We start from the raw sequence: 22826 nt of genomic DNA on the forward strand, positions 1-22826 counted from the left end.
AATTGATAGATACAATTAGTAATTATGAAAAATTATATTTTGAAGAAAATTCAGCAGCAAGTGAAAGGCTTTTGTTATGTAAGGAAAGATTGGAATTAATCTTAAAAGAGACCACTGTTTCCGAAACTTACAGGGATTATTTTATAAAAACTGCTAAATTCTTAAAATATTTATTTGAATTAAATGAAGATATTTCTTCAAAGAAATATTTTCAACATAATCTTGAAGAGTTACAAAATATCAATAAAAAGTTATATGAAGACATCTGTGGTGAAAATTATCAGAATAGTTATGCAAATCCAAAGACAGCTGTCAAGATTTTAGGCAGGGAATATGGAAGTCTTCTTTCTTTTTTGTATGCTGACATCAGAGGAATTATTCCAGATGTATTTGAAAACAGAAAAGAGTTTATCTGTATTTATACAGAACTTTTTATTGAAATATATAATCTGTTTGAACAGGATGAAAATCCTTCCCGAAAGGCGATTTTTGATACTTTATACTGGTTCAACTCTGATTACAGCGACCTTATTACTGAAGAAAGAACTGCTTCATTATATAGCCCTGACAGAGATTTTATGAAAAAAATCATTGAACAATGTGACCTTTCGGATTTGAGTTATCTTTATTTATCCGGAGAATATGTGGGACAAAACCAGCTTTCAATGGCCAGGTATTTAAACAATCTTGATAAAGACAAGATAAAACTTATGGCAGATACCATTACAAATGGTTTTAGAGAAGGTTTTGTTCTTACCAACAAAGATCTTTCCAAAAAGAAATATTATCACATAGAATATCTTACAGGTTTCGAAATTCTAGTTAAAAAAATCATAGAAAATCTTAGAGAAATCGGACTTGAAGCTCTTATTTACAGAAACAGCACACTTTCCCTTACCGGAAGACGAAGTGCTTCAAAAAGAGGTTATTACGGTGATTTTGCAAATAATCAATTTGAGTATGACCATAAAGATGATATGTCATTATACTTTGACAAACCCTTTATGGAAAGAAAATTAGGAGTTTTAAAGGCATCTTATGAAAAATACAGGGAATTTGCAAGCCTTTATGCAGGCCCGATTGTTATAGAAACATTTGGGGAAAAACCTTTTAATCCTGAGATAAAGGAAGAATCCCTGAATTATCCTTTAGACAAACAATCTTTAAAAGTAGAATTTAATAATAAATCCATGCAATTATTGAATAATTATGTCAAAAGTTCCGAAAGAAGTTTTTCAATTATTTCTTTTCCGGTTGCCCAAATCGGTGAGAATTTTGATGAAATATTTGATGAAATCATAAAGATAAATACTTTGGATTCTTCTGTTTACAGACCAATTCATGAAAAACTTATTGATGTTTTAAATACTGCAAAATATGCCCATATAACAGGCATGAATAATAATAAAACAGATTTAAAAGTTTCACTTTTTCAAGTTAATGATACCCAAAAAGAAGAAAACTTTGAAAACTGTCTTGCAGATGTAAACATACCTTTAGGAGAGGTCTTTACTTCCCCGGTACTAGAAGGAACAAACGGAATTTTAAATGTTTCCAATGTATATTTAGACGGATTATTATATAAAGATTTAACTATAGAATTTAAAGATGGTATGATTGTTGATTATAATTGCTCAAACTTTAATACCGAAGAAGAAAACAAAAAATACATTAAAGATAATATTCTTTTTCAAAGAGAAACATTACCTATGGGAGAATTTGCAATTGGAACTAACACCCTGGCATATGTAGTTTCAAAGAAATATAATATAGAAAATATATTGCCTATATTAATTGCAGAAAAAACAGGTCCCCATTTTGCAGTTGGAGATACCTGCTATAGTTTATGTGAGGATATTGAGGTTCATAATCCAAACGGAAAAGAAATAGTTGCAAAAGATAATGAAATAACTTCCAAATACAGAAAAACCGATATGTCAAAAGCATATTTTAACTGTCATACTGATATAACAATTCCCTATAATGAATTAGGAAAAATATCAGCAATAGACAATAATAACAATGAAACATTAATAATCAAAGATGGAAAATTTGTATTAGAAGGCTGTGAAAAGCTAAATGAGGTTTTTGACCAGCTATAATAACCAGATTGCAATAAATGGAGGTACATAATGTCAAAAGTAGCAATAGTAATGGGAAGTGATTCAGATTTACCTGTAATGGCAAAAGCTGCCAGAACTCTGGATAAATTAGGAGTATCATATGAAATGACCATCATTTCAGCCCACAGACAAACTGAAAAGTTCTTTGAATATGCAAAAAATGCCGAGAAAAACGGTTTCAAGGTAATAATTGCCGGTGCAGGAATGGCAGCTCATCTTCCTGGAATGTTTGCGGCTATATTTCCACTTCCTGTAATAGGAATTCCAATGCATACAAAATCCTTAGGAGGAAGGGATTCTCTCTATTCAATCCTGCAAATGCCTTCCGGAATTCCTGTGGCTACCGTAGCCATTGATGGAGCAGTAAATGCAGCTTTATTAGCAGCTAAAATACTTGCAGTTTCAGATGATGAACTTCTTTCAAAGCTTAAAGCATATACAGATGAGTTAAGACAACAGGTAGAAGCCAAAGATGAAAAGCTTCAAAATATTGGATTTGAAGAATACATTAAGAATATGTAATTTATAATTAATAAATATTAATAATTGGAGGATTAAAATGGATTACAAAAACGCTGGTGTTGACATCGAAGCCGGATACAAATCGGTAGAATTAATGAAAAAACATGTTATGGAAACAATGAGACCTGAAGTTCTGACAGATATTGGTGGATTTTCCGGTGCCTTTTCCATGAGTGCCTTTAAAGATATGAAAAAACCTACCCTGGTTTCCGGTACAGACGGTGTTGGAACAAAATTAAAACTTGCATTTGTTTTAGATAAACATGATACAGTTGGTATTGATTGCGTAGCAATGTGTGTAAATGATATTGCATGTGCCGGTGGAGAGCCATTATTCTTCCTGGATTATATTGCCTGTGGGAAAAATTATCCTGAAAAGATTGCCTCTATCGTAAGCGGTGTGGCAGAAGGATGTAAGCAGTCAAATGCAGCTTTAATAGGTGGAGAAACAGCTGAAATGCCTGGCTTTTATCCTGAAAATGAATACGACCTTGCAGGATTTGCTGTGGGAGTAGTAGATGAAGAAAAACTTATAACCGGAAAAACCATAGCTGCCGGAGATGCCTTAATAGGAATTGCTTCCTCAGGTGTTCATAGCAACGGATTTTCACTTGTAAGAAAAGTATTTCCTATGGAATTTGAAAAATTAAACACACATTATGAAAGCCTTGGAAAGACACTGGGTGAAGCACTTATTGAGCCTACAAAAATCTATGTTAAAGCCCTTAGATGTGTCAAAGAGGCAGGCGTAACCGTTAAAGGATGTAGCCATATCACCGGTGGCGGTTTTTATGAAAATGTTCCTCGTATGCTTCATGATGGAGTAAATGCTGTTATAAATAAATCATCTTATGAAGTACCTGCAATCTTTAAGATGCTTGCTACAGACGGAAACATAGAAGAGCAGATGATGTACAATACCTATAATATGGGAATCGGTATGGTATTGGCAGTAGATAAAAATGATGTTACAAAAACTTTAGAAGCTGTTAAATCTTCAGGAGAAACATCTTATGTTTTAGGTGAGATTGTAGCAGGTGATAAGGGTGTTACCCTTAAATAAGAGAGGAAATCATATGTTAAAAATTGCAGTTTTAGTTTCAGGTGGAGGAACAAATCTTCAGGCAATTATTGATGCCATTAACGATAAAAAAATTACTAATGCTTCTATCTCAATAGTAATCAGCAACAATAAAAATGCCTATGCTTTAGAGAGAGCTCATAATAACAATATAAAAAATATTTGCATATCTCCTAAAGAATTTTCCACAAAAGAAGAATATTCAGATGCTTTGATAAAAGTACTTAAAGAAAATAATATTGATTTAATAGTATTAGCCGGATTTTTAGTAGTACTGCCTGAAAAAATAATTGAAAATTATCCTAATAAAATAATAAATATTCATCCGTCTCTTATTCCTTCATTTAGCGGTGACGGATATTATGGTTTAAAAGTTCACGAAAAAGTTCTTGAAAGAGGCGTGAGATATACAGGGGCAACAGTTCATTTTGTAGATTCCGGTACTGATACAGGTCCTATTATTTTTCAAAAACCGGTAAAAGTATTGGAAAATGATACCCCGGAAGTTTTACAAAGAAGGGTAATGGAAGAAGCTGAATGGAATATAATGCCTAAGGCCATTGATTATATCGCCAATGGGCGAATTGAAGTCTTAAATAATAAAGTTCATATAAAAGAGTAAGTTTTATTTACGGTTATGTTGTAAAGAATAGGAGGAAGAAATGAAAGTTTTAATAGTTGGAAGCGGTGGCAGAGAGCATGCGATTGCATGGAAGGTTTCTAAAAGCCCAAAAGTTGAAAAAATATATTGTGCACCGGGAAATGCCGGAATAAGTCAAATAGCAGAGCTTGTTCCTATTACAGCTATGGAATTTGATAAATTAACAGAATTTGCCAAAAAAGAAAAGATAGATTTAACCATAGTCGGCATGGATGATCCTTTAGTTGGCGGAATAGTTGATGCCTTTGAAAAAGAAGGTTTAAGAGTTTTCGGTCCAAGAAAAAATGCCGCAATATTAGAAGGTTCAAAAGCTTTCTCAAAGGATCTTATGAAAAAATATAATATTCCTACTGCTGCCTATGAAACCTTTAATGATGCCAATAAGGCTTTGGAATATCTTGAAAATGCCAGCTTTCCAATTGTGTTAAAAGCAGATGGACTTGCTTTAGGAAAGGGTGTTTTAATCTGTAACAGCTTAGAAGAAGCTAAGGCAGGTGTAAAAGAAATAATGCTTGATAAAAAATTTGGCTCTGCCGGAAATGAAATGGTTATAGAAGAATTTATGACCGGTAGAGAAGTATCAGTATTATCTTATGTAGACGGAAAAACCATTAAAACCATGACTTCAGCCCAGGATCATAAAAGAGCAAAAGACGGAGATCAGGGGTTAAACACAGGGGGGATGGGAACATTTTCACCTTCACCTTTCTATACAAAAGAAGTTGACGAATTTTGTAAAGCAAATATTTATCAGAAAACCGTAGATGCCATGGCACAAGAAGGCCGTGAATTTAAAGGAATTATCTTTTTTGGCCTCATGCTTACCCAGTCAGGTCCTAAGGTATTGGAATATAATGCAAGATTTGGAGACCCGGAAGCTCAAGTTGTAATTCCAAGAATGAAAAATGACATAATTGATGTTATTGAAGCATGTATAGATGGAAAATTAGATGAAATTGATTTACAATTTGAAGACAATGCTGCAGTATGCGTTGTTTTGGCATCTGATGGTTATCCTGTTAAATACGAAAAAGGCTTCCCAATAGAAGGTCTTGAAAAGTTTGATGACAAGGAAGGTTATTATGTATTTCATGCCGGAACAGCCTTAAAAAACGGTAAAATTGTTACCAATGGAGGACGAGTTTTAGGAGTTACAGCCAAGGGAAATGATTTAAAAGAAGCCCGTGCCAATGCTTATGAGGCAACAAAATGGATTAATTTCCAGAATAAGTACATGAGAAATGACATTGGAAAAGCAATTGATGAGGCTTAAGATGAATATTTCCTGTACAAGATAAGTAGAATAATGTTTAATGTCTTTTATGATTTACATAACGGTATATCATAAAAGACATTTTTTTATTCTTAAAATCCGTATTTTCAAGGTTTATAACCTTTTATATTTTGAACAATTTTATTTATTTCTTGCTAAATATTTGTTATCATTTACTAAACAAATTGTTATTATAAACATATATAATTGCAAATAAGAAACACATTTTATTTTAAAATGTAAAAATGCAATTTGAAAGGAAGGTATTAAAAATGAAAATAGGAGTTGGCATCGATACTGGAGGAACTTATACAGATGCGGTAATTTATGATTTTGAAAATAAGAAAGTATTAGACAGTGCAAAGACCAGAACTACAAAAAACGACCTCACTATATGTATTGCAAAGGTTTTGGATTTGCTGAATCAGGATATTTTAAGAAAAACAAATTTGATAGGACTCTCCACAACAATGGCTACAAACGCCTGTGTTGAGGGAAAAGGAGGAAGAGCAAAACTTATACTTTGGGGTATAGATAAAAATACTGTTGTAAATTCCGGTGCAGAATATGGTTTGTTTGATGCTGATGAGATATACTTTCAGGACAGTTATCCTATATATAATGGCGGGTATCAGAAAGAAGTCGACTGGGAATTATTCAAGTCAAACATGCATGAATGGTTTGATGAATGCGATTCAGTAGCAGTAGCAGAACTATTTGCCATGAATAATAATGCATTGGTAGAAAAGAAAACCAAAAAAATAATAAGCGAAGAACTTAACATACCGGTTGTTTGTGGTAATGAATTATTTACAGATTTAAATGCTATACAAAGAGGTTCTTCTGTTTTATTAAATGCTAGACTTATTCCGGTAATTGAAGAATTCATAGGTGCCATTAGAAAGGTATTAAAAGAAAGACAAATTGATGTTCCTGTAGGAATAGTAAGAAGTGACGGAAGTTTGATGTCAGAAAAATTTACCAGTGTATATCCGGTAGAAACTATTCTTTGTGGACCTGCTGCCAGCGTAATGGGTGGAATTACCTTAACAGATACAAAAAACTGCATGGTTATTGATATGGGAGGTACAACCACGGATATGGCTCTTGTAAAGGATAAAGTTCCTGTTTCCGTTACAGATGGTGTAAAAATCGGTGATTGGAAAACTTTTGTAAAAGGACTTTATATTGATACAATAGGTCTGGGAGGTGACAGTGCCATAAGATATCAGGGCGAAAAACTGGTATTAGATACAGAAAGGGTGATTCCTCTTTGTGTTTTGGCATCAAGAGTGCCAAGAGTAAAAGAAGAATTAAAGAAACTTTTACTGGAAAAAAACGGTTCTGTTAGAAATCTTCAGGAGTACTATGTTTTAGTAAAGGATATTTCCGAAAACAAAAATTATACGGAAAAAGAAAGACAATTCTGTAAAATTCTAAAAGAAAACGGGCCATTATGCTTAAAAGAAGCCACTGCAAAAATGAATTCTGATATATATCATTTTAAGGTTGAAAGACTTGAAAAAGAAGGAATAATTATGTATGCAGGTCTTACTCCTACAGATATGATGCACATAAAAGGGGACTTTAGCGAATTTGACACTGAAGCAGCAAAAATAGCAGCAACCTATGTGGGAAATTGTTTAAGACCAAAGTTAAATTGTGACGAAATTGCAGAGCTGTCTTACAAAATGGTAATGAAAAAACTCTATGTTAATATTTCAAGAGCCTTACTGGAAGCAGAAGATAAGTACTTTAGAAGAAACGGTGTAGATGAAGGAACGATACATTATCTTGAAAAAAGTTTTGATGACAATTATGAAAACGAAAATAAAACATTTTTTAAAGATACAATAAATTTAAACTGCGACATCATCGGAATAGGTGCACCTATAAAAATCTTTCTTCCAAAGGTATGTCAACTGCTTAATGCAAAGCTTTATATTCCAGAGCATTATGAGGTTGCCAATGCTCTTGGTGCCATAAACGGAAATATAATAGTAAACGAAACAATCGAAATAAGACCTGTGATAGGTGGAGGTTATACCATGTATTCCAGCGAAGAAAATATTTATTTTTCAGAGCTTAATGATGCGAAACAAAAAGCCATCGAGATATTAAAGAAAGAAACCTACGAAAAAGCCGTTGAAAGAGGTGCAGGAAAAAATAATATTGAATTTAAAATTGAAATAAATGATGGTCGGACAATGTCAAAAGAAATGGTCAGAGTCTTTACGGAAAGCCATGTTACAGTTACAGCTTTGGGTCGTATAGAGTTTTAATCATTGACACATTTTCTGCCTAACTTTATAATTAATTATGTATGATGGCTCAAGAGTTATTAGGTCATTAACACTCTTGAGCCGGTATTTGTGATTAAATTCAGATAAAATAGTTTAAAAGGAAAAACTTATATGAGAGTTATTGCCGGAAGTGCACGTAGTATGCGTTTAAAAACTGTGGAAGGACTAAATACACGCCCTACAACAGATCGTATCAAAGAAACACTTTTTAATATTTTAAATTCTGAAATTTATGACTGCGTTTTTTTAGATCTTTTCGCCGGTAGCGGTGGCATAGGAATTGAAGCTTTAAGTCGTGGTGCAAAAAAAGCTTATTTCATTGAAAATAACAATAAAGCCATTAATTGTATTAAAGAAAATCTTATACATACAAAATTAGATAACAAAGCCAGTATTATAAAAGCAGATGTTATGAAGGGCATTTATGATATTGTTGACGATTTGGATTTAGTTTTTTTAGATCCACCCTACAAAGCAGATTTCTATAAAAAGACCTTTGAAAGTCTTTCAGGTTTAAAATATGTTCATGAAGACACATTGATTATTGCAGAGGCGCAAAAAGATGAAGATTTCGATTTTCTCGGGGAATACGGTTTTGAAATAGTTAGAGAAAAAATCTACAAAACAAATAAACATGTTTTTGTAAAAAGGAAATTAAAGGAGTAAAGTGATGCTAAAGGGAATATATCCTGGAAGTTTTGATCCGATTACTTTGGGTCATATGGATATTATAAAAAGAGCTGCTCATATGAGTGACGGACTTATAGTTGCAGTCCTTAAAAATTCGGCTAAAAAACCTCTTTTTTCCATAGAAGAAAGAGTAGAAATGATTCAGGAAGCGGTCAAAGATTTTAAAAATGTCAGTGTTGAAACCTTTGACGGTCTTACTGTGGATTTTGTTAAAGGAAAAGGTGCAAATGTTATATTCAGAGGGCTTAGGGCTGTTACCGATTTTGAATCGGAGCTTCAGATAGCCCAGATGAACAGAGTCATCTCTCCAGGTGTAGAAACCATATTTATGACCACAAGTCTGGAATATGCATATTTAAGTTCTACCATTGTTCGTGAGGTAGCTTCTTATGGGGGAGATATATCTCATTTTGTACCGGAATTTATTGAGGAAAGAATTTATGCTAAATATGGTATAATAAAATAAAGAATAAGGAGCGTTTGTATGGCTAGCAGAATTGAACAAATCGTTGAAGAAATCGAAGAATATATCTCAAATTGTAAACATTCTCGTTTATCAAGTTCAACTATATTAGTAAATAAAGATGAGATAGATGTTTTACTTGCGGATCTTCGTGAGAAAGCACCTGAAGAGATTAGACAATATAAGAAAATTATTTCAAATGAACAAAATATTATAAAAAACGCAAAACAAAAGGCTGACGAGATTGTTCGTCAGGCAGCAGTTCAGACAAACCAGCTTGTCAGTGAACATGAAATAATGCAGCAGGCGTATATGCAGGCTAATGAGATAGTCAGAATTGCAACTGTTCAGGCTCAGGATATCCTTGACAGTGCTACAGAAGATGCAAATAATATCCGTTCATCGGCTATTTCCTATACAGATGATATGTTGGGAAATCTTGAAAGAATTATTCAGCATTCAATGAATACTGCAAATAATAACTTTAAATCACTTATAAAAGGTCTTACAGAAAGTGATGAAATCGTTAAAATGAATCGTTCACAATTAGCACAAAGTCAGGCTGAACCATCAGTTGAGGAAGATGAAAAAACTGACGATAAAAATGGTAAAGCAAAAAGCGATAAGCAAACAGAATTGAAAACAATGTAATAAATTTTTAACATACGACTTGAGAATAGCTACAATCAAAGGGTTGTAGCTATCTTTTTCCAAAGATTATTATCATATTCGAAAGATTAAAAAAAGGAGAATTAATATGTTAGAGAATCTTAAACCGGAAAAACCTTTTTATTATTTTGAAGAAATATCAAAAATCCCTAGAGGTTCAGGGGATACTAAAGCAATTAGCGATTATCTTGTTTCCTTTGCTAAAGAGCACGGGTTAAATTATATTCAGGATAAAGTAAACAATGTTATCATTTTTAAAGATGGTACAAAAGGCTATGAAAACAGCGAGCCGGTTATTATCCAGGGACATATGGATATGGTTTGCGAAAAAGAGAAGAATTCAAAACATGATTTTTCAAAAGATCCTTTAGAATTAGAAATCAATGACGATTTTATATCTGCAAAAGAAACCACCCTGGGTGGGGATGATGGAGTTGCAGTTGCTATAGGACTTGCAATTTTAGATTCTAATGATATTCCACATCCTCCAATAGAAGCTGTATTTACAGTTGATGAAGAAACCTCCATGTTAGGTGCATCACATATAGATCTTTCAAAATTAAAAGGCAAAAAAATAATAAATATTGACTCTGAAAACATGGGAACTCTTACAGTTGGCTGTGCAGGTGGACTTGATGTAAAAGTTAAACTGGATTTAGACAGTGCAAAAGTTAAAGGCAGCCAATACGAAGTTAGTATTTCTAACCTGGTTGGCGGACATTCAGGTACAGAAATAGATAAAGAAAGAGGAAATGCTAATGTTTTATTAGCAAGAGTTCTTAATATTTTGTATGAAGAATATGACATTCTCTTAGTAGATATGAAAGGCGGAAGTAAACGCAATGCAATTCCTGTTTCAGCTACCGCATCCATTGTTTTAGACACAGAATATGAAAAAGAAGTTTCCAAAAAACTTGAAAAAATAGAAAAAGAACTGAAGAACGAGTATAAATATTCAGACAAAGATATAAGCATTTCCATGAAAAGAGTTACAGGAGAAAAAACCTTGGAGTGCATCAACAGTAATGACACTCTTAAAATAATCTCCTTATTGATGTTACTTCCAAATGGCGTAGATTCCATGAATGCAGCCATTCCTTCACTGGTAGAGTCTTCTTCTAATGTTGCAATTGTAGAATGTAACGGAAAGCATTTTTGTGTAGATATTTCAGTAAGAAGTTCAGTTTCTTCAAAAAAATACACTATAGCTGATAAAATTACAGTTCTTGCTAATTTAATAGGAGCTAGTGTTGAAACCGGAGGCGATTATCCGGCATGGGAATATAAAAAAGACTCTAAATTAAGTGAAATAATGACAAAAGTCTATGAAAGAAAATACGGCGAAAAACCAAAAGTTGAAGTAATTCATGCCGGACTTGAATGTGGTATTTTCTCAGAAAAAATAAAAGGAATGGATGCAGTTTCCATAGGTCCTGATATTTATGACATACACACCTTTAACGAAAGACTTTCAATTTCATCCTTTAAAGAATGTTACGAATTTGTAGAAGATACATTAGGTGAATTAAAATAATGATACTAAGAGTCGATAAATTTTTATCCCAATGTAAAATTGCCACAAGAAGTGAAATAAAAAAGATGGTTAAAGCCGGACGTATAGCGGTAAATGGAGAAATAATCAAGAAAGCAGAGCTTAAAATAGACTCTGATACAGATGAAGTATTTGTAGATAATAAAAAAATTAATTATGAACCATTTGTCTATTATATGTTAAATAAACCAGCAGGTGTTGTATCAGCCACCAATGACAATGTTCATAAATGTGTCAATGACCTCTTAGATGAAAAAAAAGAAATTTTTCCGGTGGGAAGATTGGATATTGATACAGAAGGATTATTAATTATGACAAATGACGGGGAGCTTTCACATAAGCTCCTCTCACCAGGTAAGCATGTCGATAAAACTTATTTTGTAAGGGTGGATAAGTCCATACCCCAAGAACTGGTTTCCGAATTTAAAAAAGGTGTTGACATTAAGGAAAAAAATCTTACTAAACCCGCGGTTTTAAACGTTTTAGAAGATGAAAATTCAGCTTACATTACCATATGCGAAGGGAAATTTCACCAAATAAAAAGAATGTTTTTAGCATTTGGTTTAGAGGTGACATTTTTAAAAAGGCTGTCAATGGGAGGCCTTAATTTAGATAAAAATCTAAATCCGGGGGAATATAGGCGTTTAACAAAAGAAGAAATATCTTTATTAAAAGGAGAAATAGATGAGTAAGGATTTTTTACCAATATCTAAAAGTGATTTGGAAAAAAGAAATATTTCCCAAATAGATTTTGTTTATATAATCGGTGATGCTTATGTAGATCATCCCTCTTTTGGACATGCCATCATAGGCAGACTTTTAGAAGCCTACGGTTATACAGTTGGTATTATTTCACAGCCTGACTGGAAAGATAAAAACAGTATTAGTGAATTCGGACAGCCACGCCTGGGCTTTTTAGTTTCTGCCGGAAATATGGATTCCATGGTGAATCATTATTCAGTTTCAAAAAAAAGAAGAAAAAAAGATTTGTATTCTCCCGGCGGTAAAATAGGTTTAAGACCGGATTATGCCACTATAGTTTATTGTAATCTAATCAGACAAAGCTATAAAAATGTACCGATAATAATAGGCGGAATAGAAGCCAGCTTAAGAAGACTGGCACATTATGACTATTGGCAAGATAAAATAAAGCGTTCGATTTTAATGGATTCAGGGGCAGATTTATTACTGTATGGAATGGGAGAGCATGCTGTTATAGAAGTCGCTGATGCCTTAAATGCCGGAATAGACATAAAAGATATTACATTTATAAAAGGCAGTGTATACAAAACAAAAAATCTGGAAAATGTATATCAGCCACTGATTCTTCCTACCTTTGAAGAAGTAGAAAAAAATAAAATTTCTTACGCCAAAAGCTTTTACATTCAATATCAAAATACTGATTTTATTTCGGGAAAAACCCTGGTAGAAACCTATCCTCATGGAATTTATGTAGTTCAAAATCCACCGGCACTTCCTCTTTCAGATACGGAAATGGATGATATTTATGCTTTACCTTATAAAAAAACATATCATCCAATATATAAAAAATCAGGCGGGATACCTGCTATCGAAGAAGTAAAATTCAGTCTTGTAAGCAACAGAGGTTGTTTTGGAGCCTGCAGTTTTTGTGCTTTAACATTTCATCAGGGAAGATTTATACAAAAAAGAGGACATGACTCACTTATAGCTGAGGCCAAAGAAATGATAAATGATAAAGATTTCAAGGGTTATATTCATGATGTAGGAGGCCCAACTGCAAATTTTTACCATACAGCCTGCAAAAAACAAATTTCTAAAGGAGTTTGTACAAATAAACAGTGTCTATTTCCAAAACCCTGTAAAAATCTTGATACCTCCCATGAAGAATATACTAAACTTATTAAAGATTTAAGAAAATTGCCTGGAGTAAAGAAAGTATTTATAAGATCCGGTATCAGATTTGATTATCTATTGGAGGATAAAAACAAAAGCTTCTTTAATGAACTGTGTAAATATCATGTAAGCGGACAGTTAAAAGTCGCTCCGGAACATGTATCCGACAGGGTATTAAAGCTGATGGGAAAGCCATCAAATAGCGTCTACGAACAATTTAAAAAAGAATTTTTCAAAAAAAGTAAAGAAGCAGGGTTAGAACAATACTTAATACCATATCTAATGTCTTCCCATCCCGGAAGTACATTAGAAGATGCAATTATGTTAGCTTTAGCAGTTAGAGATATGGGATATATGCCCCAACAGGTTCAGGATTTTTATCCTACACCTTCAACACTTTCAACCTGTATGTATTATACCGGATTAGATCCAAGAACAATGGAAAAAGTTTATATTCCAAAAAGCTCTCATGAAAAAGCTATGCAAAGAGCACTTATTCAATACAAGGATCCTAAAAATTATGAACTGGTGAAAGAAGCTCTTATAAAAGCAGGAAGAAGTGACCTAATTGGATTTGATAAAAAATGTCTTATAAAACCAAGAAATATCAGCAAAAAAATAGAAAATAATAAAAACAGGAAAACAATAAAAGCAAAGGGAAAAGGCAATGCAAAAACGAGAAATAAAAGAAAATGAATCAGGTATCAGATTTGATAAATTTTTAGGCAAATATCTTTGTAATGCCCCAGCCAGCTTTATTTTTAAAATGCTTAGAAAGAAAAATATTACCTTAAATGGAAAAAAAGCTAATGGTAAAGAAATCTTAAAAGTAAATGATGAAGTAAATTTTTATTTATCAGATGAAACCCTTGAAAAGTTTTCCAAAAAAGAAATACAACTTCCTGATAAAATATCTTCAGAAATTTCAGTTATTTATGAAGATAAGGATATTTTACTGATAAATAAACCGGCAGGAGTATTATCACAAAAAGCAAACAAGGATGATATTTCAATAAATGAACAAGCTTTAGCATATTTATTAGAAACAAAAGCCATTAAAATAACTGATTTAGATACTTTTATGCCTTCTATTGCCAACAGATTGGATAAAAATACAACAGGGCTTATTACATATGGTAAAACCATTAAAGGCTTACAATTTTTAAATAAATGTTTTAAAGACAGAAGTATAAAAAAATATTATAGGACAATCTGCTACGGAAAGCTGACAAAAGCTTTACATATTAAAGGCTATCTAACAAAAGACGAAAAGAATAATAAGGTTCAAATTTCTGACAAAGAAAGCAAAAATTCCTCTTATATAGAAACATCTATTGAAGTATTAGAATACAATGATAACTATTCATACCTTGAAGTTGAATTGATTACGGGTAAATCCCATCAAATAAGAGCTCATCTTGCATCCATAGGACATCCTTTGCTTGGTGAAAAAAAATATATCTATACAGATATTTCAAAGAGGGATAAGTACAGATATCAGCTTTTACATTCTTACAAAATGATATTTCCTGAAATAGAGGATGACTATTTTTCCTATCTTAGTAATAAGGAATTTACTGCCCCTCTTAACAAAAAATTATTAAATGCAAAAAAGGAGTTGTTTAAATGACTTCCTGGAATTCAAGGGGCCTTAGAGGCTCCATTTTTGAAGAAATGATTAACAGAACAAATGAAAAATACATGGAGAAAAAACTGGCTCTGATTCAAAAAATACCTACCCCCATAACACCTACAAAAATTGATTCAAACAGCCATCAGATAACGCTGGCTTATTTTGAAAAACAAAGTACAGTGGATTATATTGGTGTAGTACAGGGTATTCCTGTATGTTTTGATGCCAAAGAGTGTCATACAAATACTTTTCCCCTCCAAAATATTCATCAACACCAGATAGATTTTATGAAAAAATTTGAAGAACAAAAAGGTATAGCTTTTCTTTTGATTTATTATACCCATCTGGATAAATACTACTACTTAAGATTAGAACTTTTATTAAAATTCTGGGAAAGAGCCGGTAATGGCGGTAGGAAAAGTTTTCGACTGGAAGAAACAGAAAAGGAATTTTTCTTTAAAGATGAAAGACAAAAACAGTTTGTTCCTTATCTAGAAATGCTGCAAAAAGATTTGTTATTAAGGGATTGACATTTAATATACATTTAATTATAATTTAAACATTGATTTTGCTGTGCTACCCAATTAGCACATTAACGCACTAAAGCGAAAGTTTGGAGGTTACTATGAAAGATATACTATTACATACTCCGGAAGGGGTAAGGGACATTTATAATTATGAATGTGAAGAAAAAGAAATTGTGAAAGAAAAACTTCATAACACCATACATAAATACGGATATCATTCAATAGAAACTCCTACAATTGAATTTTTTGATATTTTTTCAAAGGACATAGGTACAACACCTAGCAAAGAGCTTTACAGATTTTTCGACAAAGATGGTAATACTTTAGTTTTAAGACCTGACTTCACTCCTTCGATTGCAAGGTGTGCCGCTAAATACTACCAGGATGAAAGCATACCAGTGAAATTATGTTATACCGGACAGACCTTCGTAAATCATGCCAGCTACCAGGGAAGACTTAAAGAAACTACCCAAATGGGAGCTGAACTGATAGGAGACACATCCATAGATGCCGATGTAGAAATATTGGCATTATTGATAGAATGCCTTAAAAATGCAGGACTGAACGATTTTCAGATAAGTATTGGGGAAGTAGATTTTTTTAACAGCCTTATAGAAGAATCCAACATTGACAGTTTTGTAGAAGAAGAATTAAGAGAGCTAATAACTAAGAAAAATTTTTTTGGAGTAGAAGAACTGGTTGATTCCCTGGATATGAATGAAGATCATAAAAATCTCTTTCTTAATCTTTTACAACTATATGGAAATATAGAAGTTTTAGAAGCTGCAAAAAAACTTACATCCAATGAAAAAGCTTTAAAAGCCATAGATAGAATTGAAGAAATTTTTAATATATTAAAATGTTTTGGCTATGAAAAATATATTTCATTTGATTTAGGTCTTATCACAAAAATCAAATATTACACCGGCATTACCTTTAAAGCCTTTACATACGGAAGTGGAGATGATATTGCTTCAGGGGGACGATACGATACATTAATTGAAAAATTTGGAAAAGAAGCTCCTTCCATAGGTTTTGCATTGAATCTTGACAAAATTCTTATTGCAATGCAAAGACAAAAAATTGATGTTCCGTTAAATACTGATTCAAAACTGGTTATTTACGAAAAGGAAAACAGGGAATGTGCAATTGATTTCTGTCAAAATTTGAGAGAAAAAAATATTAAGGTAAATATGCTTATTACTGATAAATTCGATGGATTTGAAAAATATTTTGAATATGCAAAATCCAATGTTATTTCGGATATTATTTACCTTAAAAATAATGAAAACATTCAGATTTATAATCTGACCCGTAAAAAATCCGTAAATCTGGTTCTTGAAATATATAAGAACGAATATCTCTGATAAGGAGGAAATACAATGCGTTATTTAACAATTGCCCTTACAAAAGGACGACTTGCAAAAAAAACCATGGAGCTTTTCGATAAAATCGGTATAAATTGCGTTGAAATGCAGGATGAAAAAAGCAGAAAACTGATTTTCGTCAATGAAGAACTAAAATTAAAGCTTTTTCTTGCAAAGGGGCCGGATGTGCCAACTTATGTAGAATATGGTGCAGCTGATTTTGGAATTGTTGGAAAAGACACCATTTTGGAAGAAGGCAGACAGATTTATGAAGTCCTGGACTTAAATATTGGAAATTGTGACATGTGTGTTTGTGGTCCAAAAGAAGCCGGTAAATATCTTGAACATCATCAATTTATCAGAGTTGCTACAAAATATCCAAACATTGCAAGAGATTATTTTTACAATAGAAAACATCAAACCGTAGATATTATAAAATTAAATGGGTCAATTGAATTAGCTCCCATAGTAGGACTTTCAGAAGTAATAGTTGATATCGTTGAAACAGGTGCCACCTTAAAAGAAAACGGACTTTGTGTTTTAGAAAAAATTGTTCCTTTATCAGCCAGAGTCGTTGTTAATCCTGTTAGCATGAAGATGGAAGATGACAGAATAAAAAAAATAATAAAGGATTTAAGAAATGTAATTGAAAAACAATAGAATAGTATTCCGGAGGAAATTAAAATGAGAATCGTTGAATTAACAGAAGATACCAAAAAAGATATTTTAAATAATCTTTTAAAAAGAAGTACAAATAATTATAGCTCCTATGAAGAAGATGTTGTAAAAATAGTTGAAGATGTAAAAAACAATGGTGATAAAGCATTATTTGACTACACTTTAAAATTTGATAAAGTAAAAATAGATGCCTCTAATGTAAAAGTTACTGAAGCTGAAATTGAAGAAGCTTACAAACTTGTTGATAGCAAATTAGTGGAGATTATAAGAAAAGCATTAAAAAATATCAGAGAATTTCACCAGAAACAGGTTCAAAACAGCTGGTTTGATTCAAAAGCTGATGGTACATTTCTTGGTCAAAAGGTAACTCCATTGGAAGTTGCCGGGGTTTATGTCCCGGGAGGAAAAGCTGTTTATCCATCCAGCGTTCTAATGAATGTTGTTCCTGCTAAAGTGGCAGGTGTTGATAAAATAATAATGACTACTCCTCCGGCTAAAGACGGAAGCATATATCCTTCTACTTTAGTTGCCGCAAAAGAAGCCGGAGTAGACGAGATATATAAAGTAGGTGGAGCCCAGGCAATAGCTGCCATGGCTTTTGGAACAGAATCGATTCCAAAAACAGATAAAATTGTTGGACCGGGAAATATATTTGTTGCCCTTGCCAAAAAAGCTGTATATGGAAATGTCAGCATAGATTCTATTGCCGGACCAAGTGAAGTATTAGTAATTGCAGACGAAACAGCTAATCCAAGATATCTGGCAGCAGATCTTTTATCTCAAGCAGAACATGATGAACTTGCCTCATCAATTCTACTTACAACTAGCAAAGAACTTGCTCAAAAAGTATCCTTAGAAATTGATGAATTTTTGAAAATTCTATCAAGAAAAGATATTATTTCAAAATCTCTTGAGAATTTTGGATATATATTAATAGCAAAAAATTTAGATGAATGTATATCAACTGCAAATGCAATAGCCAGTGAACATTTAGAAATTGTTACTCAAAATCCATTTGAAGTAATGACTAAAATCAGAAATGCCGGTGCAATATTCCTAGGTGAATACAGTTCTGAACCATTAGGTGATTATTTCGCAGGACCAAACCATGTACTTCCTACAAACGGAACTGCTAAGTTCTTTTCAGCATTAAGTGTTGATGATTTTATTAAAAAAAGCAGTATTATATCCTATTCAAAACAAGCTTTAGAGGAAATTCACCAGGATATAATTGATTTTGCCAATGCCGAGCAGCTTACGGCACATGCCAATGCCATTGCCGTTCGTTTCCAATAAACCTTCCAATTAAAATTTCCAGATTCAGGGAGTAAAATTATGAATAATAAAAGAATTTCAAAAGTCAGCAGAAAAACAAAAGAAACAGATATCCAGGTTGAATTTAACATAGACGGAAAAGGAAATTCCGATATAAAAACAGGAATAGGATTTTTTGACCATGTTCTTGATGGTTTTTGTCGCCATGGTCTCTTTGATTTAAATATAAAGGCTACAGGAGACTTATATGTGGATGCACATCACACTATAGAGGATACCGGAATAGTTCTTGGAAATGCCATAAGAGAAGCAGCAGGAGATAAAAGTGGAATTTCCCGTTTTGGTAATATGATACTTCCAATGGATGAAGCTTTAGTTTTATGTGCCATTGACTTTTCTGGCAGACCTTATTTATCCTTTGATATGGATATTCCTTGTGAAATGATAGGGCAAATGCCTTCTGAAATGGTAAAAGAGTTTTTTTATGCAATTTCCTATACATCAATGATGAATATACATATAAAACAGATTTCCGGTGATAATTCCCATCATCTGGTGGAAGCTGCTTTCAAAGCCTTTGGAAAAAGTCTTTGTCAGGCGCTTACCATTAGTGAACGAATTGAAGGTGTTATATCAACAAAAGGAACATTATAAAGGGGATAGCTATGCAAACCAAAAAAATTACACAAATTTTTTATTTAAAAAACGGAAAAATTGTCGCAAGTCCGGAAAATTCTCAAATTGTTGAAGATGGAAATCTTACAAGAAAAGTCAGAGAATATAAAGATGCCGGTTGTGATTTATTTATAATATTAGATCTTTCTGAACATGATACTGAGCATGAAATAAATATAAATGCCATAAAAGAAGCAATAACCCAAACTGATGCTTGTGTCTATGGCGGTGGGAGTGTAAAACGATTTGAAGATATAAAGAAATATCTGTATGCCGGCTGTGAAAAAGCAGTTGCAAATATTGATATTGATAACATTTCCAATGCTTTAGAAGAAGGCGGAGCCCGGTTTGGAAAAGATAAAATAGTTGCATATACAAATAAATCAGTTAATCCTGCAAAATTAAGTCAACTGTTACATTTGATAAGTGGAATAATCATTGAAGAATATACACATGACACAATATTTGAACAATTACCGCTATTTTTAAAGGCTGAAACATTTGACGACTTTGATAAGAAAATAAAATCAGAAAATGTTTGTGGTGTGTTCGGAAATGAAACATGTAAATTGCTTCCGGATATTTATACATATAAGCTTAAACTTTTAGATGAAGGCTTTCCTATGAATGTAATTAAATCCAGCCTGAGTTGGTGTGATTTAAAACTTAACAGTGACGGACTTCTTCCTGTTATTGTACAAGATTATAAGACAATGGATGTATTAATGATGGCTTATATGAATGAAGAAGCCTTTAATACAACTGTTAAAACCGGAAAAATGACCTACTATAGCAGAAGTCGCCAGAATCTATGGATAAAAGGCGAAACTTCAGGTCATTATCAGTATGTAAGAAGTCTTTCTATTGATTGTGACAATGATACCTTATTGGCAAAGGTAGTACAAATCGGTGCAGCCTGTCATACAGGAAACAAAAGCTGTTTTTATAATGAAATATACAAAGCAAATAAAGATAACAAAGCCTCTAATGAAGTTTTAGAAAAAGTATATGATGTTATTTTGAATAGAAAAAAACATCCAAGAGAAGGCTCATATACAAATTATCTCTTTGACAAGGGCATTGATAAAATACTTAAAAAAGTTGGTGAAGAATGTACTGAGATAGTTATCGCAGCCAAAAATCCCGATTCTGAGGAGATAAAATATGAAATTTCTGATTTTCTATATCATACAATGGTATTAATGGTTGAAAAAGGAGTATCTTGGAATGAAATATATGAGGAATTAGCAAGAAGAGAGTAATTCCTTAACAACACAGGAAGATATTTCATAACTTACACCTTTCCTTATCAAAAAAGCATAAAGCTTTCTATACTTAGAATCAAAACTGTCCTTATTATATGAGTGCAGTTTTTTTTCTGCCCATTTTTTGGCTTTCTCATATTCTAAATCTGAATGATAGTTTTCCTTTAGTGTGCGTTCTACCAAATCTTTGGAAGCTCCCTTTGAAATAAGGTTGCTTCTGATACGACCTTCACCATATAAACGACTTTTCTGCCTAATATATTCTTTAATATAGTTTTGATCATCAATATAGCCATAATTTTTTAAAAAAGCAACAGCCGATTGGATAGAGGCTGGAGAACAACCTTTTAAGGAAAGTTTTCTCTCAAGTTCTTTTTCCAAAAAAGGATGATGAGCCACTAGATTTAAAGCTATATTTCGGGCATCTTTTTCTGCATCCTTTTTTAAAATTTCATCTTTTAATTTTTCATCTATTTCATCACTACATCGTAGTGCATAATCATAAATTGTTTCAATATTGGCTCCAAAACTGAATTCTCCATCCAGAAAAACTGAAGCTCTTTTTTTGTTTTGTTTTTGTAATTCTATTTTAGTTATTTTCATTGTATCTTCCTATTTTTATTTAATCAAAACGAATGTTCTGTATGTTTATTATATATTCGAATTTTTGTTCTGTCAAGATATTAATTTTATTGTTGTTTGGCCTTTATAAAGGAATTATTTATTTTTTTAATGCCTGCCCTCGTTATTATCCTGTTTATAGTTAGAAGTTTATGCAAAAATATAAATTTAACGAATTATATAGGTGTAATATCATTATTTACATTATAATAATACAGTGTTATAATTCCTATGGATGTATAGTGAATTTATACTAAAATTACATCTTTTTAAATTTCATGGGAGTTATTTTTTAAGTTATAAGTCGGATTAATCCCCAATATACAGATATTTTATACAGATAAGCTGCTGAATAGGTGGCTTGGATTGTGGATTATCTATAAATGAGTTATGGATATGTATTAGTTTCAAATGAAAGTATTGTAAAGTGGTTACGACCACTTTTATTTGGGACGGTAGTAAAACAAATTGAGATTTTCGTATACGAAAAGGGTGTCTGCATTTTCTGCTTACTGCTATCGTTTTTAAAGGGAGATAATGATAAATAATGTAAGAAAAATACATCATTTAAAATCATGAAAAAGTTAAATTTAAAATAAAAATATCTTGTATAGTATCTAAAAAGTGATATAATAGTAGAGAATTAAGATATTTTTATTAAAAATATAAAATAGTTAAAAACAAGGAATCCGGTGCAAATCCGGAACACGCTTGCCCGTACTGTAAGGCGGACGAAAGCAGCAATATTATATAAAAGGCAAAATGCTTATTTTGAATATCTTTGATACGATGTAAAAACACAACATATTGTAATGCACATATCGTGGATATATGTAAAGAAAAACGAATTGCAAATGTATAATAAACCACTGGACGAAAATCCGGGAAGGTGCTGTTACTAGGCTGATGCTAAGTCAGGATACATAATAATTAAAACTTAACTTTGGGAAGAAGTGGGTTTTTGTGTTAATATTTTAATTCGTTTAAAATATTAATGAAAAAAGTTGAGATTTATCTTATCGCTATTATTAAAAACGATAATGTAATCTGGCATTATAAATGAGTAATTACTATGTGGAGCTAAAATTTATTCTTGTTAAAAAAGAAAAAAATTCCAGTATATAGGAAATACACCATTCATTTCTAAAAAAATCCCAAAGCTAAGATATAAAAATGGCAAGCCTTCCTTGCTTAAATAATGAAGGTAAAAGTCAAAATCCAAATTTTACTGTATAGTTTTAATGAAGCAGTAGTAAAGCGAATTAAAGCGACTAAAAAATAATTGCTTTATTTATTTTATAAGTCGCAAAAGATTAGGAATCGACTTTTCCTCATTACAATAAAGATAAAACAGAGAAAATCTGTTTTTAAGAGGGGAGATGGTGAAAAAGGTTATGAAGACAAGAAATATATTGAGTCTTTTTAACGGTAACCCGTAAACATTTCTTTGAAAGAAATACTACACAACCACTTAAATAATAGAGGAAGGAAGATTATGAAAAGTGGAAAAAAGAATAAAACAAATAATATTATTTTAGGAGGAAAAATCATGAAAAGGAATAGTATTAAAAAA

20 protein-coding genes and 1 riboswitch are annotated in these 22826 nt (G+C 32.1%); of the genes, 19 read left to right on the top strand and 1 reads right to left on the bottom strand.

The window, feature by feature from the left end:
- Window positions 1-2: 2 nt before the first annotated feature.
- From BM153_RS01090 to hisIE, 19 genes are all read left to right on the top strand, one after another.
- A complete protein-coding gene (locus tag BM153_RS01090) occupies window positions 3-2102 on the top strand; it encodes an aminopeptidase (protein WP_242949046.1) in 2100 nt (699 codons plus the stop codon).
- A gap of 30 nt (window positions 2103-2132) precedes the next feature.
- Window positions 2133-2645, top strand: a complete 513-nt coding sequence (gene purE, locus BM153_RS01095) for a 5-(carboxyamino)imidazole ribonucleotide mutase (RefSeq protein WP_092869927.1) — start codon at window positions 2133-2135, stop codon at window positions 2643-2645.
- A gap of 37 nt (window positions 2646-2682) precedes the next feature.
- Window positions 2683-3708: a phosphoribosylformylglycinamidine cyclo-ligase gene (gene purM, locus BM153_RS01100; protein ID WP_092869928.1), complete on the top strand. Its 1026-nt coding sequence runs from the start codon at window positions 2683-2685 to the stop codon at window positions 3706-3708.
- 13 nt (window positions 3709-3721) lie between these two features.
- Entirely contained in the window at window positions 3722-4348 is a 627-nt protein-coding gene (gene purN, locus BM153_RS01105; protein WP_092869929.1) for a phosphoribosylglycinamide formyltransferase, read from the top strand.
- A 40-nt stretch (window positions 4349-4388) separates the two neighbouring features.
- Complete coding sequence (gene purD, locus BM153_RS01110) at window positions 4389-5660, top strand: phosphoribosylamine--glycine ligase (RefSeq protein WP_092869930.1); 1272 nt, start codon at window positions 4389-4391, stop codon at window positions 5658-5660.
- Between the two features lie 272 nt (window positions 5661-5932).
- On the top strand, window positions 5933-7942 hold the full coding sequence (locus BM153_RS01115) for a hydantoinase/oxoprolinase family protein (RefSeq protein WP_177205525.1): 2010 nt from the start codon (window positions 5933-5935) through the stop codon (window positions 7940-7942).
- Window positions 7943-8074: 132 nt separating this feature from the next.
- Window positions 8075-8629 (top strand): 16S rRNA (guanine(966)-N(2))-methyltransferase RsmD, encoded by a 555-nt coding sequence (rsmD, locus tag BM153_RS01120; protein WP_092869932.1) that lies wholly within the window; start codon window positions 8075-8077, stop codon window positions 8627-8629.
- Between the two features lie 4 nt (window positions 8630-8633).
- Window positions 8634-9119, top strand: coding sequence for a pantetheine-phosphate adenylyltransferase (gene coaD / locus BM153_RS01125; protein WP_092869933.1), 486 nt, complete (start codon window positions 8634-8636; stop codon window positions 9117-9119).
- An 18-nt stretch (window positions 9120-9137) separates the two neighbouring features.
- A complete protein-coding gene (locus BM153_RS01130; protein ID WP_177205526.1) occupies window positions 9138-9767 on the top strand; it encodes an ATPase in 630 nt (209 codons plus the stop codon).
- Window positions 9768-9873: 106 nt separating this feature from the next.
- Window positions 9874-11319 carry an aminoacyl-histidine dipeptidase gene (locus tag BM153_RS01135; protein WP_092869934.1) on the top strand — a complete coding sequence of 482 codons (1446 nt, stop codon included), beginning with the start codon at window positions 9874-9876 and terminating at the stop codon, window positions 11317-11319.
- Window positions 11319-12029: a pseudouridine synthase gene (locus tag BM153_RS01140; RefSeq protein WP_092869935.1), complete on the top strand. Its 711-nt coding sequence runs from the start codon at window positions 11319-11321 to the stop codon at window positions 12027-12029. The genes BM153_RS01135 and BM153_RS01140 overlap by 1 nt, the downstream gene beginning before the upstream one ends.
- Window positions 12022-13908: a YgiQ family radical SAM protein gene (locus tag BM153_RS01145; protein WP_092869936.1), complete on the top strand. Its 1887-nt coding sequence runs from the start codon at window positions 12022-12024 to the stop codon at window positions 13906-13908. The genes BM153_RS01140 and BM153_RS01145 overlap by 8 nt, the downstream gene beginning before the upstream one ends.
- Window positions 13880-14842, top strand: coding sequence for an RluA family pseudouridine synthase (locus tag BM153_RS01150; protein WP_092869937.1), 963 nt, complete (start codon window positions 13880-13882; stop codon window positions 14840-14842). The genes BM153_RS01145 and BM153_RS01150 overlap by 29 nt, the downstream gene beginning before the upstream one ends.
- The gene (locus tag BM153_RS01155; protein ID WP_092869938.1) at window positions 14839-15375 is read left to right on the top strand and encodes a Holliday junction resolvase RecU; all 537 of its coding nucleotides are present in this window, start codon (window positions 14839-14841) and stop codon (window positions 15373-15375) included. The genes BM153_RS01150 and BM153_RS01155 overlap by 4 nt, the downstream gene beginning before the upstream one ends.
- A 95-nt stretch (window positions 15376-15470) precedes the next feature.
- Complete coding sequence (hisZ, locus tag BM153_RS01160; RefSeq protein ID WP_092869939.1) at window positions 15471-16739, top strand: ATP phosphoribosyltransferase regulatory subunit; 1269 nt, start codon at window positions 15471-15473, stop codon at window positions 16737-16739.
- A gap of 15 nt (window positions 16740-16754) precedes the next feature.
- Window positions 16755-17399 (top strand): ATP phosphoribosyltransferase, encoded by a 645-nt coding sequence (gene hisG, locus BM153_RS01165; RefSeq protein ID WP_092869940.1) that lies wholly within the window; start codon window positions 16755-16757, stop codon window positions 17397-17399.
- 24 nt (window positions 17400-17423) lie between these two features.
- Entirely contained in the window at window positions 17424-18713 is a 1290-nt protein-coding gene (gene hisD, locus BM153_RS01170) for a histidinol dehydrogenase (RefSeq protein ID WP_092869941.1), read from the top strand.
- A gap of 39 nt (window positions 18714-18752) precedes the next feature.
- Window positions 18753-19346, top strand: a complete 594-nt coding sequence (hisB, locus tag BM153_RS01175) for an imidazoleglycerol-phosphate dehydratase HisB (RefSeq protein WP_092869942.1) — start codon at window positions 18753-18755, stop codon at window positions 19344-19346.
- Window positions 19347-19357: 11 nt separating this feature from the next.
- Window positions 19358-20629 (top strand): bifunctional phosphoribosyl-AMP cyclohydrolase/phosphoribosyl-ATP diphosphatase HisIE, encoded by a 1272-nt coding sequence (gene hisIE / locus BM153_RS01180; protein WP_092869943.1) that lies wholly within the window; start codon window positions 19358-19360, stop codon window positions 20627-20629.
- On the opposite strand, the gene BM153_RS01185 is transcribed toward hisIE, so the two are convergent.
- Window positions 20612-21235 (bottom strand): regulatory protein RecX, encoded by a 624-nt coding sequence (locus BM153_RS01185; RefSeq protein ID WP_092869944.1) that lies wholly within the window; start codon window positions 21233-21235, stop codon window positions 20612-20614. The genes hisIE and BM153_RS01185 overlap by 18 nt on opposite strands.
- A gap of 702 nt (window positions 21236-21937) precedes the next feature.
- Window positions 21938-22176, top strand: a riboswitch (cobalamin riboswitch).
- The last annotated feature ends 650 nt before the right edge of the window (window positions 22177-22826 follow it).

The organism is Acetitomaculum ruminis DSM 5522, from assembly GCF_900112085.1.
In the GTDB taxonomy this organism is placed as follows: Bacteria; Bacillota; Clostridia; order Lachnospirales; family Lachnospiraceae; genus Acetitomaculum; species Acetitomaculum ruminis.